Annotated in this window: 10 protein-coding genes; 2 read left to right on the forward strand and 8 right to left on the reverse strand. The window is 61.7% G+C overall.

The features are described from left to right. The first annotated feature begins 151 nt into the window (after window positions 1-151). The gene (locus RT21_RS01715) at window positions 152-1,351 is read left to right on the forward strand and encodes an MFS transporter (protein ID WP_052724710.1); all 1,200 of its coding nucleotides are present in this window, start codon (window positions 152-154) and stop codon (window positions 1,349-1,351) included. Between the two features lie 65 nt (window positions 1,352-1,416). Here the strand turns inward: RT21_RS01715 and RT21_RS01720 are convergent, their stop codons facing one another. The 8 genes from RT21_RS01720 to pedF all read right to left on the reverse strand — a co-directional run bounded on the left by RT21_RS01720 (window position 1,417) and on the right by pedF (window position 10,841). After that, a complete protein-coding gene (locus RT21_RS01720) occupies window positions 1,417-2,106 on the reverse strand; it encodes a response regulator (RefSeq protein WP_046161329.1) in 690 nt (229 codons plus the stop codon). Next, window positions 2,103-4,757, reverse strand: coding sequence for a sensor histidine kinase (locus RT21_RS01725; RefSeq protein WP_046161330.1), 2,655 nt, complete (start codon window positions 4,755-4,757; stop codon window positions 2,103-2,105). The genes RT21_RS01720 and RT21_RS01725 overlap by 4 nt, the downstream gene beginning before the upstream one ends. 5 nt (window positions 4,758-4,762) lie before the next feature. Continuing rightward, a complete protein-coding gene (gene kdpC / locus RT21_RS01730) occupies window positions 4,763-5,329 on the reverse strand; it encodes a potassium-transporting ATPase subunit KdpC (RefSeq protein WP_046161331.1) in 567 nt (188 codons plus the stop codon). A gap of 40 nt (window positions 5,330-5,369) precedes the next feature. Continuing rightward, window positions 5,370-7,421 carry a potassium-transporting ATPase subunit KdpB gene (gene kdpB, locus RT21_RS01735; RefSeq protein ID WP_046161332.1) on the reverse strand — a complete coding sequence of 684 codons (2,052 nt, stop codon included), beginning with the start codon at window positions 7,419-7,421 and terminating at the stop codon, window positions 5,370-5,372. Window positions 7,422-7,432: 11 nt separating this feature from the next. After that, window positions 7,433-9,130: a potassium-transporting ATPase subunit KdpA gene (gene kdpA / locus RT21_RS01740; RefSeq protein WP_046161333.1), complete on the reverse strand. Its 1,698-nt coding sequence runs from the start codon at window positions 9,128-9,130 to the stop codon at window positions 7,433-7,435. A gap of 8 nt (window positions 9,131-9,138) precedes the next feature. Then, window positions 9,139-9,228, reverse strand: coding sequence for a K(+)-transporting ATPase subunit F (gene kdpF, locus RT21_RS23140; RefSeq protein ID WP_063880480.1), 90 nt, complete (start codon window positions 9,226-9,228; stop codon window positions 9,139-9,141). A 270-nt stretch (window positions 9,229-9,498) separates the two neighbouring features. After that, window positions 9,499-10,398 (reverse strand): substrate-binding periplasmic protein, encoded by a 900-nt coding sequence (locus tag RT21_RS01745; protein ID WP_046161334.1) that lies wholly within the window; start codon window positions 10,396-10,398, stop codon window positions 9,499-9,501. 5 nt (window positions 10,399-10,403) lie between these two features. Then, on the reverse strand, window positions 10,404-10,841 hold the full coding sequence (pedF, locus tag RT21_RS01750; RefSeq protein ID WP_045427171.1) for a cytochrome c-550 PedF: 438 nt from the start codon (window positions 10,839-10,841) through the stop codon (window positions 10,404-10,406). Between the two features lie 336 nt (window positions 10,842-11,177). Between pedF and exaA the strand changes: the two genes are divergently transcribed. Then, window positions 11,178-13,037, forward strand: coding sequence for a quinoprotein ethanol dehydrogenase (gene exaA, locus RT21_RS01755; RefSeq protein ID WP_046161335.1), 1,860 nt, complete (start codon window positions 11,178-11,180; stop codon window positions 13,035-13,037). Window positions 13,038-13,068 lie beyond the last annotated feature (31 nt).

A 13,068-nucleotide genomic window follows, 5' to 3' on the forward strand; every position in this document is an offset into this window, starting at 1 on the left:
CGCCTGACCCAATGGGTTGCTAATCACGGAACGAATGACTGCGCGGAGATCACGCCGAGCCGATACAGTAGGCACCTAATGACCAGGGCGTCACCCCGCCACGCTAGGCAATACTGATGACGCCATTCTTTCGTCAAGCTGGGTTCTTTCAATGAAACAAACGTGGTCCCCGTTTCCCTGGGTGTGCTTCGCCATGTGCGTCGGTGTCATGGGTACGGCGCTCATTTCTCCGTTGTATCCGCTGTATCAACAAGCGTGGCAGCTTCGTACCAGCGACATCTCAATGATCTATGTCGTCTACATGGCGGGCGCGCTGTTCGGGCTGTTGTTCATGGGCCGCCTGTCAGACACCCTGGGCTTTCGCAAAGTGATGCTCACCGGCTTGCTGCTTGGCTGGGCCGGGACCCTGGTGACGATGCTGGCGTGGAACCTGCCTAGCCTCAACATCGGTCGCTTTGCAGTGGGCCTCTCTTCCAGCCTGATCGTGACCAGCGCGTCGGTCGGCCTGGTACAGATTTCCCGGGACGGAGCATCCCAGCGGATATCGATGATCACCAGCTTTCTGCTCGCATTTGGCTTCGGCCTCGGCCCGCTGACCGGAGGCGTCATTGGCCAATGGCTGCCGTTTCCGCTGACGGCCACTTACGTGCCCACGCTGATCCTCGGCGTGCTGGGGGTATATGCCTTGCTGCGCGTGCAGCTCAAACCGCATCCCGAACTCAGCGCAGCTGCACCGCTCGGTTTGCGTACCTTCATCCCGCGGCTTACCTGGGCCACCCGCCCTGATTCGCTGGCGTTCATGCTGACGTGTGCCTGTCCGTTTTTTGCGTTTGGGGTGTTCGGCATCTACGCGTCGATGGCGCCGCTGTTCCTGGAAAAAATGCTGCCCTGGCATGGACCGGTAGTGAGCGGCACGTCGATCGGGGTCATTCTGCTGGCTTCGGCCATGATGCAGTTGGCCTGTGCCCGGATGAGTCTGCGGTGGTGCGGCCTGCTCGGCCTGCTGTCGGTTGTGTTGAGCAACGCGATGCTCGTACTCAACTTTACCGCTGGCTCTTCACTGGTGTTCATCATCGGCGTCTGCGCTGCAGCGGCGGGACATGGCATGTGTCTGTTGGCCGGCATCAGCATGGTCAACCGTATCGCGAGCCCCGCCGAGCGTTCGGGCCTGATTTCAACCTACCTGGTGTGCGGCTACGTTGGCAGCATCGTGCCGTTGCTCGGTGTCGGCTGGGTCGCCGATCACTATGGCCTGCCCGTCGCAATCAGTTTGCTCGGCTGGGTAGTCATCGCACTCGCCACGCCATTGGCGTTTTGGTTTTTCCGGCATCCGCGGATGCAGCCAGCCTGACCGGTAAAGAATCGCGCTGCGAACCGACACCCAGGCCAACGAGCCTCAGATGCGCCCCGGAACGCCTAGTCGGCGACCAAACGGTAGCCCACTCCCGCCTCGGTAATGATGAACCGCGGCGCGGACGGGTCATCCCCGAGCTTGCGCCGCAGATGCCCGACGACCACGCGCAGGTAATGGGTATCGCCGCTGTGGCTGGGGCCCCATATGTCCTTGAGCAGCTGCTGCTGCGTGACGACCCGGCCTGTGTGCTGGGCAAGCTCAGCCAGTACCGCATACTCCTTGCGTGTCAGGCTGATCTCCTGCCCGTCCACGCTAACCCGTCGGTACGCGAAGTCGATGCATAGCGGACCAGACATCGCCTGCGCCGGCCCGCTCGATGCCCCTTGGTTCTGACGCAGCAGTGCACGGACCCGAGCGAGGAACTCCTGGATGCCGAATGGTTTGGTCACGTAGTCATTCGCTCCGCCATCAAGCGCCATGACCTTCTCGGTCTCGCTCGACCGTACCGACAGTACGATCACCGGCACCTGACTCCACTCGCGCAATTCGCGCAGCACGGTCTGCCCGTCCATGTCTGGGAGGCCTAGATCGAGCACGACCAGGTCAGGTTTGTTCAAGGCTGCCGAGGCCAGACCGTCCTGACCGTCTCCACTCTCGCTCACGCGATAGCCCTGCGAGCCGAGGCTGATGCGAAGGAATTTCCGGATCTGCGGCTCGTCATCGATGATCAATATGCTGGCTTGCTGACTCACGTGAGGTCCTTTTCCATCTCAGGCTGGGGCTGTAGCGGAAGCTCCAGGGTGACGCTCGCGCCTCGTCCGCCGAGCCCGTCTCCAACGAACACCCGCCCCCCATGCGCGCCGATCATGCCCTGGCAGATGGCGAGGCCGAGTCCGGTGCCCGGCCCGCCCCGATCACCGCGCGCTGCGGTATAGAACATGTCGAAAATGCGTTCACGTTCGGCCTCGGGCACGCCTGGACCCTCATCGCTGACGATGAAACGCAGGCTGCCGGCTCCTGTCGAGACAGCAATCTGCAGCCTGCCTTGAGGTGGAGAAAAACGGGCCGCGTTCTCCAGCACATTAACCAGCGCCTGCTCGACCAATGCAGGGTGGACGTACAAAAGCGGCAGATCATCAGGTACCAGCACCTCAAGCCGCAGCTCTGCTAGCACACGGTGCAGGCGTTGCAGCGCACTGGCGACGATGTCGGCAGGTGTCGTCCAGTCACGGATCAGCTTCAGGCCGCCGTGACCGAGGCGCGTCATGTCCAATAAATTTTGAATGTAGCGGTCAAGGCGCTCGGCTTCGTCACGCGTCGCCTCAAGGAGTTCCTGCCGATCCGCCTCGCTCATGCTGTGCCCCAGGCTCGCCAGGCTGTCGATAGAGCCACGCATGGCTGTAAGCGGTGTACGCAGATCGTGGGACACGGAAGCAAGCAATGCGCTGCGCAGCTCCTCTGTCTGGCCGTGCAGTCGGGCCGCTTCCAACTCTTGGGCCAGCGTGGCGCGACCCAGTGCTTGCGCCAAGGGTTGAGCGAGCGCAGCGATCAGGCGACGCTTCTGTAGCCCTGCCTGGTCTGCGCCCAGCTGGCGAATGCCAAGCAAGCCCAGCGGCTGGCCATCGCCACTCAAGGGCAACCACCACCATTGCCCACTCGGCAAGGTATCCGTTCCCTTCCCCGCTGGCTGACCATGCTTGAACGCCCATTCAGCAGCCCCCCGCTCCTGCTCGTCCAGCAGCGGCTCAGACCCGATGAACATCCACTTCCCCCGCTTGCCGCGCGTCGCGATGACGGCTTCCAGCTTCGCCACCAGTTGCAACTGGCGAACAGCGGCCGCGCCTACGGCCTGAACATCGGTGGCAGCACTCAACTGCCGCGAGAGATCGAGCAAAGCGGTGGTCTCCGCCTGAGTCTGACGCAACGCCTGAAGCTGTCGCCGTTGGCGGCTGGCAAGATTGCCCGCGAGCACCGCCATCAACAGGAAAAACAGGAGCGTCAGGACGTCCTCCTGACGAGCGACGATGAACGTGAACGTCGGCGGAATGAACAGGAAATCGTAAAGAAGAAACGACAGCCCCGCACATGCCAGTGCCGGGCCCAGACTGCTGCGCACGGCAACCACCAGCACGGCCGCGAGAAATACCAGCGAAATGTTAGGCAACGCGAGATAGCGGGACAACATCAGTGCCACGCCTGTGGCGGTCAAGGTCGCCAGCGCAGCAAGCAGATACTGACGCCAATCCAGAGTGGCGGTGGTTCTCACGGGAGTTGCCGCCAGTGCAGGCTCTTGGCCAAGCACACTGATCTCCAGTCCGCGCCCACCCTTGATCAGTTGCTCAGCTACCGATCGGCGCATTGAGAACGTCCAACCTCGACGCACGCGGCCGCTGCCTACCAACACGAGGGTGGCGCGACGCTCGCCGGCATGTTCGATAAGCGTTCGCGCGACCCGCTCGTCACGCAGCTCCACAACCTCTCCACCAAGACGCTCGGCCAGTTGCTGGGCGGATTGGAGATAACCCAGCTGAATCTCGCCTCGACTCACGCCGGTGTCGACATGCACCACTGACCATGGGAGATGCCGGCGTTCAGCGACCCGGGCTGCATGCCTGACCAGCCCTTCCGCATAGGCATCACCATCGATCCCTACCAGTAAGCGGCCACGGACTGCCGGAGCGGTTTGGCCCTGCAACCGGTGGCGTCGATACAGGTCTGCATCCACTCGCGCCGCGGCGGTCTGCATCGCCAGTTCGCGGAGCGCGGTCAGGTTGGTTTGAGTGAAGAAGGCATCGATCGCGGCACGTGCCTGCTCCGGCACGTAAACCTTACCCTCACGAAGGCGCTCCAACAGCTCACGCGGAGGCAGATCGATCAGCAGAATGTCGTCGGCTTGATGAAGCACCCAGTCCGGGACCGTTTCCCTGACCTGCACACCGGTTATACCGCGCACCTGGTCGTTGAGACTCTCGAGGTGCTGAACGTTGACGGTGGTGTAGACATCGATACCCGCTTCGAGCAGCTCAAGGACATCCTGCCAGCGTTTGGCATGCCGGCTGCCGGGCGCGTTGCTGTGCGCCAGCTCATCGACCAGCGCAAGACTTGGCTGCGCTTGCAGCAGGCCGTCGAGGTCCATTTCGAACAGTGTCACGCCTCGATACTCGCTGCGGCGCATCGGCTGTTCCGCCAATCCGACCCGCATCGCCTCGGTTTCCGCCCGACCGTGGGTCTCGACCACCCCTACCCGCACATCGCGCCCTAGCTGTCGCTGGCGCTGTGCGGCCTGAAGCATCGCGTAGGTCTTGCCTACGCCAGGTGCCGCGCCGAGGAATACCTTGAGCCGCCCGCGTCCTTCGCGGGGCACGTCATCAAGCAGGGCATCGGCACGTTGAGCGTCGCTCATTCATTTCACTCGCCGGAATCAGGCTGCGGATTGTCCGCCAGGGCGAGGTTCAGAGCCAGTACGTTGACGATGGCGGGGCCTACAAGGGGCGTCGTCAGCTGCGCCTGAATCAGGCGATCCAGTGCTTGCTCAGAGACCCCTCGAGCGGCAGCGACACGGACAGCCTGAAACTTCGCGGCGGCCAAGGTGAGGTGCGGATCCAGGCCGCTGCCAGACGTCGTCACCAACTCCATCGGCACGGGCTGTTGAGCCGTGCCGTTCCACTCGCTGACGCGCTCGCGGACCTGATCGACCAACTGCGGGTTGCTGGGAGCCAGATTACTCGCGCCGCTGGCAACGGTTGCATGGTTGGCGGCAGACGGACGTGGGTGAAACCATTCTGGCCCTTCGAAAGGCTGGGCCAGCAACGCACTGCCTCTCACCTGCCCCTCCCGGTCGCGCACCAAGCTTCCGTTGGCCTGCTCGGCGAACGCCAACTGCGCCACGGCCGTAACAGACAGTGGATAGAGCACGCCGGTTATCAGCGTCATCAGGATCAGCGCTGCAAGCGCCGGACGGATGTGTTTGAACATGTTTTTTCTCCAAAAGCCGCGCCGTCAGGCGCGGCAGAGTTCAGACCAGACCCACCGCGGTCAGCAGCATGTCGATCAGCTTGATCCCAACGAAGGGCGCGACCAGCCCACCCAGGCCATAGACCAGCAAGTTGCGCCGCAACAGGCTGGCCGAGTCGGCGGCCTTGACGTTGACGCCCCGCAGCGCCAGCGGAATCAAGGCAATGATGATCAGTGCGTTGAAGACAATGGCTGACAGGATCGCGCTTGATGCGCTGTGAAGCTGCATCACATTCAGCGCGGCAAGTTGCGGGTATAGGCCAATGAAAAGAGCCGGCAGGATGGCGAAGTACTTCGCCACGTCATTGGCAATCGAGAACGTGGTCAGTGCGCCTCGGGTTACCAGCAGTTGCTTGCCCACCTGCACCACATCCAGCAGTTTGGTCGGGTCCGAGTCGAGGTCGACGAGATTCGCAGCCTCGCGCGCTGCCTGGGTGCCATCGTTCATGGCCATGCCCACGTCCGCCTGAGCCAGCGCAGGCGCGTCGTTGGCTCCATCACCGCACATCGCAACCATCTTGCCATCGGCCTGTTCCTGGCGAATCCGCTGCAGCTTCTTTTCCGGCGTTGCTTCGGCAATCACGTCATCGACGCCCGCTTCGGCGGCAATTGCAGCGGCCGTCAGGGGGTTGTCTCCGGTGACCATGACGGTCCGTATACCCAGCTGGCGAAGCTGGGCAAAGCGCTCTTTGATGCCGGGCTTGACCACGTCCTTGAGATGAATCGCGCCGAGCAGGCGGTCATCCGCGCATACCAGCAAGGGCGTCCCCCCGCTCTGTGCAATCGTTTGAATCTCTCTCGCCAGCACGGCTGGAATCTGCTCGCGCACAAGCCCCAGATAACCCAGCACGGCATCGACAGCGCCTTTGCGGTAGCAGTGACCCTCATGATCCGCACCCGACAAACGGGTTTCGGCAGTGAACGGAATACCGGCCACTTCATGCCCAGCCGGCGCCTTTACCGGGTCAAGGCCGCGCAGATATTCAACGATGGATTTGCCTTCTGCCGTGTCGTCGGCCAGCGATGAGAGCAGCGCTGCCCATGAGAGCTCGGTCGATGAAACGCCTGGCGCCTTGAACATGGCCGTGCAACGACGATTGCCAAAGGTAATGGTGCCGGTCTTGTCTAGCAGCAACACCTGAACATCGCCGGCGGCCTCCACTGTCCGTCCAGACTTGGCGATCACGTTGAGCCGCACCAGCCGGTCCATGCCGGCGATCCCGATTGCAGAAAGCAGACCACCAATGGTGGTAGGAATGAGCGTGACCAGCAGCGCCACCAGGTACACCAGCGGGAGATCCCCGCCTGCGAACCGTGCAAAGGGTTGCAGCGTGGCAACCACGACAAGAAAGATCAGCGTGAGCCCGATCAGCAAAACGTCGAGCGCGACCTCGTTGGGTGTCTTCTGTCGTTTGGCGCCTTCCACCAACGCAATCATACGGTCCAGTGTGGACTCGCCTGGATCGCTGCTGATACGCACCAGCAACCAGTCGGAGACCACGCGCGTATTGCCGGTGACCGCCGAGCGGTCGCCGCCCGATTCCCGGATAACCGGGGCCGATTCACCGGTAATCGCTGCCTCGTTGACGGCGGCGATGCCCTCGATGACTTCGCAATCGCCGGGGATCAGTTCACCGGCCTCGACTCTCACCACGTCTCCGCGGCGCAAGCTGCCGGCGGCAACGCTCCGGAACGCGCCGGTCTCCGTGCGCAAATGCGCCTCCAGCCCCTGCGATCCCGCTTTCAGGCTATCCGCGCGGGCTTTGCCGCGGCCTTCAGCCAGCGCCTCGGCAAAGTTGGCAAAGAGCACCGTGAACCACAACCAGAGTGCGATCTGCACGGCGACACCCGTACTGACCGCCTCGTTGGGCAGCAGGCACAGCACGCTGGTCAGCACCGCGGTGAGCTCTACCACCAGCATGACCGGCGAACGTGCCAACGTCCGTGGATCAAGCTTGATGAAGGCCTGGCGCAGCGCAGGCTTGCACAGCGAAGCGAAGGACGTGGCGGTGGTTTGCTCGGCACCCTCGAGTGCCGTTTGATGGACGTTCATCATGACGCTCCTCAGAAGCCCTGTAGCAAGAAATGTTCGGCGACCGGCCCGAGTGCCAGTGCAGGCAAAAACGTGAGCCCGCCGACGAGCAGAATCACCAGCGTCAGCAGGATCACGAACAGGGGCCCGTGGGTGGGGAAGCTGTTTGCGTCGACCGGCGCACGGTTCTTGGCCGCGAGGCCGCCTGCAATGGCAAGCACCGGCAGGATGAAACCAAAGCGGCCCAGCAGCATGGCGAACGCGATCATGAGATTGTGGTAAGGCGTGGCCGCGCCAAACCCGGCGAAGGCCGATCCGTTGTTTCCGGTGCCAGAGGTGTAGGCGTAAAGGATTTGGCTGAGGCCGTGCGGCCCCGGATTGGTGATCGACTCGGCAGCCCCTGAAAGACTGACGCCGAGAGCCGTGAGCACAAGAACACCCACAGGCATCACCAGCAGCGTCGCGACCAGCAGCCGAACCTCGCGAGCCTCCAATTTTTTCCCGAGATATTCCGGCGTACGACCAATCATCAGGCCAGCTAGGAACACCGTGATCAGGACGAACAGCAGCATGCCGTACAGCCCGGCGCCGACGCCGCCGAAGATGATTTCGCCCAGCATCATATTGACCAGAGGCACCATGCCGCCCAGCGCGCTGAAGCTGTCATGCATCGCATTGACCGAGCCATTGGACGCCGCGCTGGTTGTTGTCGCCCATAGTGCCGACGCCGCGATACCGAGCCGGCTTTCCTTGCCCTCCATCGACCCGACCTGCTCAACCGCCAGGCTGGACAGCATTGGATTCGGTTGATGCTCGGCGGCCAGCGTGACGCCAAGGCCCAGGACGAACACGGTCAGCATGCAGGCAAGAATGGCCCGACTCTGCCGTAGATCACGCACGTAATGGCCGAACATGAAGACCAGCGCAGCGGGAATCAGGATGATCGAGACCATCTCGAACAGGTTGCTCCAGGCGGTCGGGTTCTCGAAGGGATGCGCTGAGTTGACGCCGAAGAAACCGCCGCCATTGGTCCCCAGCTGCTTGATTGCGATCTGGCTGGCCGCTGGCCCTAGAGGAATGGTCTGCTCGCCGCCTTGCAGCGTGAAGGCCTGAACATAACTCGCAAAACTCTGCGGAACCCCCTGCCAGACCAAGACCAGGGCGAGCACGACGCAGAACGGCAACAGGCAATAAAGCACTGCTCGAGTCAGATCGACCCAGAAATTTCCGATTGCATTCGCCGATCGCCGTGACAGTGCGCGACAAAGCACCACCAACACGGCCAGCCCCACCGCCGGACTGATGAAGTTCTGCACACCAAGGCCGAGCATCTGGCTGAAATAGCTGAGCTGGGCTTCGCCACTGTAGGCCTGCCAGTTGGTGTTGGTGACAAAGCTCACAGCGGTATTGAGGGCAAGATCCCACGTCATGCCCGGTACCGCGTGCGGGTTGAGCGGAAGACTGGCTTGCATCATCAGAATCGCAAACAGCGCTAACAGGCTCACCGCAGTCAGCGCCAATAACGCCAGGCTGTAGGTTTTCCAATCCTGCTCGCTGTGCTCGTCAATCCCTGCAGTGCGGTAGCAGATGCGCTCGATGGGTCCGAGAACAGGCGTCAGCCAGGTTCGTTCACCCTCCATGGCTCGAAACAGGTAGCGCCCCAACCAGGGGGCAGGTATGAGGACCAGCGCGAAGAAGGCCGCGATCATCCAGTAATCGTGAGTGTTCATTGGATCTCCTAGCTGCGTTCGGCGCGCAACAGCGCAACCAGGAGGTAGATGAACAGGGCGATGGCCAAGGCCAGCGATAGCCCGTCGAGAAATGTCATGGGGGATCAGCTCCGTAGGTCGCATCAGTGCGGTACGGAGAGTTTCAGAGCGAGGGGCGTAAAGATTCGATTGCGCCTTCAGCGCAGCGGCGTAAAGAAAGCGTATTTTTTAAGGACTCGGCTGGTGCTCATGCACGCGCATCGGCCTGGCCGAATGTGCTTAAGCGCAGCTTCAACCCAACACCTGGCGGCGTCCGGTTGAAGCAGCCTGTACAGCGCCATCATGAGGATGGCAATACCAATCGAAAGGGCAATTTAGACCGTCGGGCGTCAGTTCTCGCCCAGCTGCACCTGGTACAGCTCGGGCAGCTCATACTGCAGGCCGTAGCCTTCGTAGATGGCTTTGACAGTGCCCGCCTTGATTAGGCCTTCCAGCTCGCCTTCCAGCGCGTAAGCCAGCTGACGGTTGGACTCATGCACGGCCATGCCAAGCTCCCAGACCTGTTTGCCCATGTTTGGATAGGCGTTCTGCGCGGCCTTGAGATGACTGTCGTTGGCCTGGCTCAGCATCCAGTCGATCTCACCGCGCATGGCCATGGTCGCGTCAACCTCACCCGCCTGCATCGCAGCAAACGCCGCCTGCGCAGTTGGGTAGTGATGCAGCATTTTGGCAATGCTGCCGTTGAATACCGATGACAGATAGAACGAGGGGACACTTTCCACTTCCACCCCGACCGGGTGGTAGCGGAATACGGCCACGCTGGAAAGCTCTTCGAGGCGTCGATCATCGTAGGCGGACTGCCAGCGCTCGCGCTGGTATGGACCGAACATGACCACCAGCTCGTTGATCAGCTCGCCCAGCTCGTTCTGCTTGTAGGAAAACTCGCGGTCGTAGGGCACACGCATCATCACGTCGGCCAGTACGTTCGGTCGCAGGTAGTGGCCTTTCCAGATGAAGTTGCGCAGGTCGTCATCCAGTGTCTCGTCAGGCCTTACCCACAACACCTCGACCTTCAGCCCGAGTTCCGACGCCAGTTTTTGCGCGAGCTCAAAATCGACCCCGCGCGGCTTGCCATCGGCCATGAAGCTGTAGGGCGGAAAGTTCTCGTACATCGCCACCTTGAGCACGCCCGAATCGACGATGTCATCGAACGCGCGCACCTTGACCACCTCCGCCTGTACCAGCGCGCAAGCCATCCACAAGCAGAGCCCCGCAAGCAACTGGCGCATCGTAGTCACCGCTTGGCAGCTTCGCTTTCGATGTAGGTACGGATGGCCCACAGCGCTTCCTGGCTGAGGTAATCGGCCATGCGGGGCATGTAGACGGCGCCATCGCGAACAGCACCGTTGATTACGCGCTCCTTGTACCACTCGTCGCCGTCATAGCTGGCTTCCAGTTCACGCAGATCCGGTGCGATGCCGCCAGAGATTGCCTCGAGGCCATGGCAGCGGGCGCAGTTCTGGTTGTAGGCCGATGAGCCAATTTCAACGGCCCTGTCATGGTCTTCACTGGGCGCCCGGTACGGGTTTTCATCGACCCACTCTTCACCCAGCGGGGACAACCCTTTTGTCTCCACCTTCTGCGGCGTGACGTCACCGTGGGCGAAGGCAAATCCGGCGAAGCCGAGCAGACCAGCAGCAAAAAGTGCGCGCAGTTCAGTTTTATTATTCATGACTACCACCGTTATTTTCGAATACCTGAGCAAGGCAGCCCCAGTTGGAGCGCATGGTGGTCATCTTGGGCATTGCGACCACGTGGCAGAATCGTGCTTTGGTTGTCGGATTCTCCTCCCTTGGTAGTAGGGCCTCATGCGGCATCGGCGCAGCACCCAGGTAGCAGACCGAAAACACAGGCGGATTGGGAAGTTTTCCCTGAATCAGCGGGAGCTTTTCCGTATCTGCCGTCGCGATCCCATCCCAATAATCGAATCGCCTGACCAGCCTCTCGCACAACCCATGTAGCGAGCACAGCAACTGGCCTCGTCCGAATCGACCAAGGGAAACCAACTATGACAACAACAAGCCCCCTGGGCAGCAAACGCCCTCTCGCCATCGCCGTTCTGATTGGCGGTCTCTCACTCAGCGGCTTGGCAGACGCCAAGAACGTCACCTGGGACGACATCGCCAACGACCATCTTTCGACCGAAAACGTGTTGCAGTACGGCCTGGGCACCAATGCCCAGCGCTGGAGCCCGCTGAATCAGGTGAATGATGAAAACGTCTTCAAACTGACGCCGGCCTGGTCCTTTTCCTTTGGTGACGAGAAGCAGCGGGGCCAGGAATCCCAGGCCATCGTGCATGACGGTGTGATCTACGTGACGGGCTCTTACTCGCGCGTGTTCGCGCTCGATTCGCGCACAGGCAAACGGCTTTGGAGCTACGCGCACCGGTTGCCTGCGGATATCCGCCCGTGCTGCGACGTCGTCAACCGAGGTGCGGCGATTTATGGTGACAAGATCTACTTCGGCACGCTGGATGCCCAGGTGGTCGCGCTAAACAAGGACACCGGCAAGGTCGTCTGGAAGAAGAAGTTCGGTGACCACGGCGCGGGCTACACCATGACTGGCGCACCAACCCTGATCAAGGACCAGAAAAGCGGCAAGGTGCTGTTGATTCATGGCAGCTCGGGTGACGAATTCGGAATCGTCGGCAAGCTGTTCGCCCGCGATCCAGACACCGGCGAGGAGGTCTGGATGCGTCCCTTCGTCGAGGGCCATGTGGGCCGTCTCAACGGCAAAGACAGCACACCGACCGGGGACGTCAATGCGCCCTCCTGGCCTGATGACCCCAATTCGCCCACTGGCAAGAAAGAGGCCTGGAGCCAGGGTGGCGGCGCGCCTTGGCAGAGCGCGAGCTTCGATGCCGAGACCAACACCATCATCGTCGGTGCGGGAAACCCGGCGCCCTGGAACGGTTGGGCGCGCACCGCTGATGGCGGCGAGCCGAAAGACTACGACAGTCTCTACACCTCCGGGCAGCTCGGTGTCGACGCCACCACGGGCGAAGTGAAGTGGTTCTATCAGCACACCCCCAACGATGCCTGGGATTTCTCCGGCAACAACGAGCTGGTGCTGTTCGACTACAAAAATAAGGATGGAAAAACCGTCAAGGCGACGGCCCACGCTGACCGCAATGGCTACTTCTACGTGGTCGATCGCGAGGATGGCAAGTTGCAGAACGCCTTCCCTTTCGTCGACAACATCACCTGGGCCAGCCACATCGACTTGAAGACCGGTCGACCTGTCGAGAACGAAGGTCAGCGTCCACCGCTGCCGGAGCCAGGCGAAGCGCACGGCAAGTCGGTCGAGGTTTCACCGCCCTTTCTGGGCGGTAAAAACTGGAATCCCATGGCCTACAGCCAGGACACCGGGCTGTTCTACGTCCCCGCCAACCATTGGAAAGAGGACTACTGGACCGAAGAGGTCAGCTACAAGAAGGGTAATGCCTATCTCGGTCAGGGTTTCCGCATCAAGCGCATGTACGACGATCACGTCGGCATTCTTCGCGCCATGGATCCCACCACGGGCAAGGTCGCCTGGGAGCACAAGGAACCGCTGCCACTCTGGGCGGGTGTGCTTGCCACCCAGGGCAACCTGGTATTCACCGGGACCGGTGATGGTTACCTGAAAGCCTTCAACGCTAAAACCGGCGAAGAACTGTGGAAATTCCAGACCGGCAGCGGAATCATCGCCCCGCCCATCACCTGGGAGCAGGACGGTGAGCAATTCATCGGAGTGACCGTCGGCTACGGTGGCGCCGTGCCGCTGTGGGGCGGCGACATGGCAGCGCTGACCAAGCCTGTTGCGCAGGGCGGTTCGTTCTGGGTGTTCCGGATCCCGAGTTGGGACAAGCAGACCGCCAAACGCTAAGTCTGGGCTGCGCCGTGATGCGGCGCAGCCT

This window comes from Pseudomonas sp. 10B238 (genome assembly GCF_000970615.1).
Lineage (GTDB): Bacteria > Pseudomonadota > Gammaproteobacteria > Pseudomonadales > Pseudomonadaceae > Stutzerimonas.

Excerpts from the sequence above, each read along its gene's own strand:
- RT21_RS01715 (WP_052724710.1), top strand. The coding sequence starts at position 152 with ATGAAACAAACGTGGTCCCCGTTTCCCTGGGTGTGCTTCGCCATGTGC.
- RT21_RS01725 (WP_046161330.1), bottom strand. The coding sequence starts at position 4,757 with ATGAGCGACGCTCAACGTGCCGATGCCCTGCTTGATGACGTGCCCCGC.
- kdpC (WP_046161331.1), bottom strand. The coding sequence starts at position 5,329 with ATGTTCAAACACATCCGTCCGGCGCTTGCAGCGCTGATCCTGATGACG.
- kdpB (WP_046161332.1), bottom strand. The coding sequence starts at position 7,421 with ATGAACGTCCATCAAACGGCACTCGAGGGTGCCGAGCAAACCACCGCC.
- kdpA (WP_046161333.1), bottom strand. The coding sequence starts at position 9,130 with ATGAACACTCACGATTACTGGATGATCGCGGCCTTCTTCGCGCTGGTC.
- kdpF (WP_063880480.1), bottom strand. The coding sequence starts at position 9,228 with ATGACATTTCTCGACGGGCTATCGCTGGCCTTGGCCATCGCCCTGTTC.
- RT21_RS01745 (WP_046161334.1), bottom strand. The coding sequence starts at position 10,398 with ATGCGCCAGTTGCTTGCGGGGCTCTGCTTGTGGATGGCTTGCGCGCTG.
- pedF (WP_045427171.1), bottom strand. The coding sequence starts at position 10,841 with ATGAATAATAAAACTGAACTGCGCGCACTTTTTGCTGCTGGTCTGCTC.
- exaA (WP_046161335.1), top strand. The coding sequence starts at position 11,178 with ATGACAACAACAAGCCCCCTGGGCAGCAAACGCCCTCTCGCCATCGCC.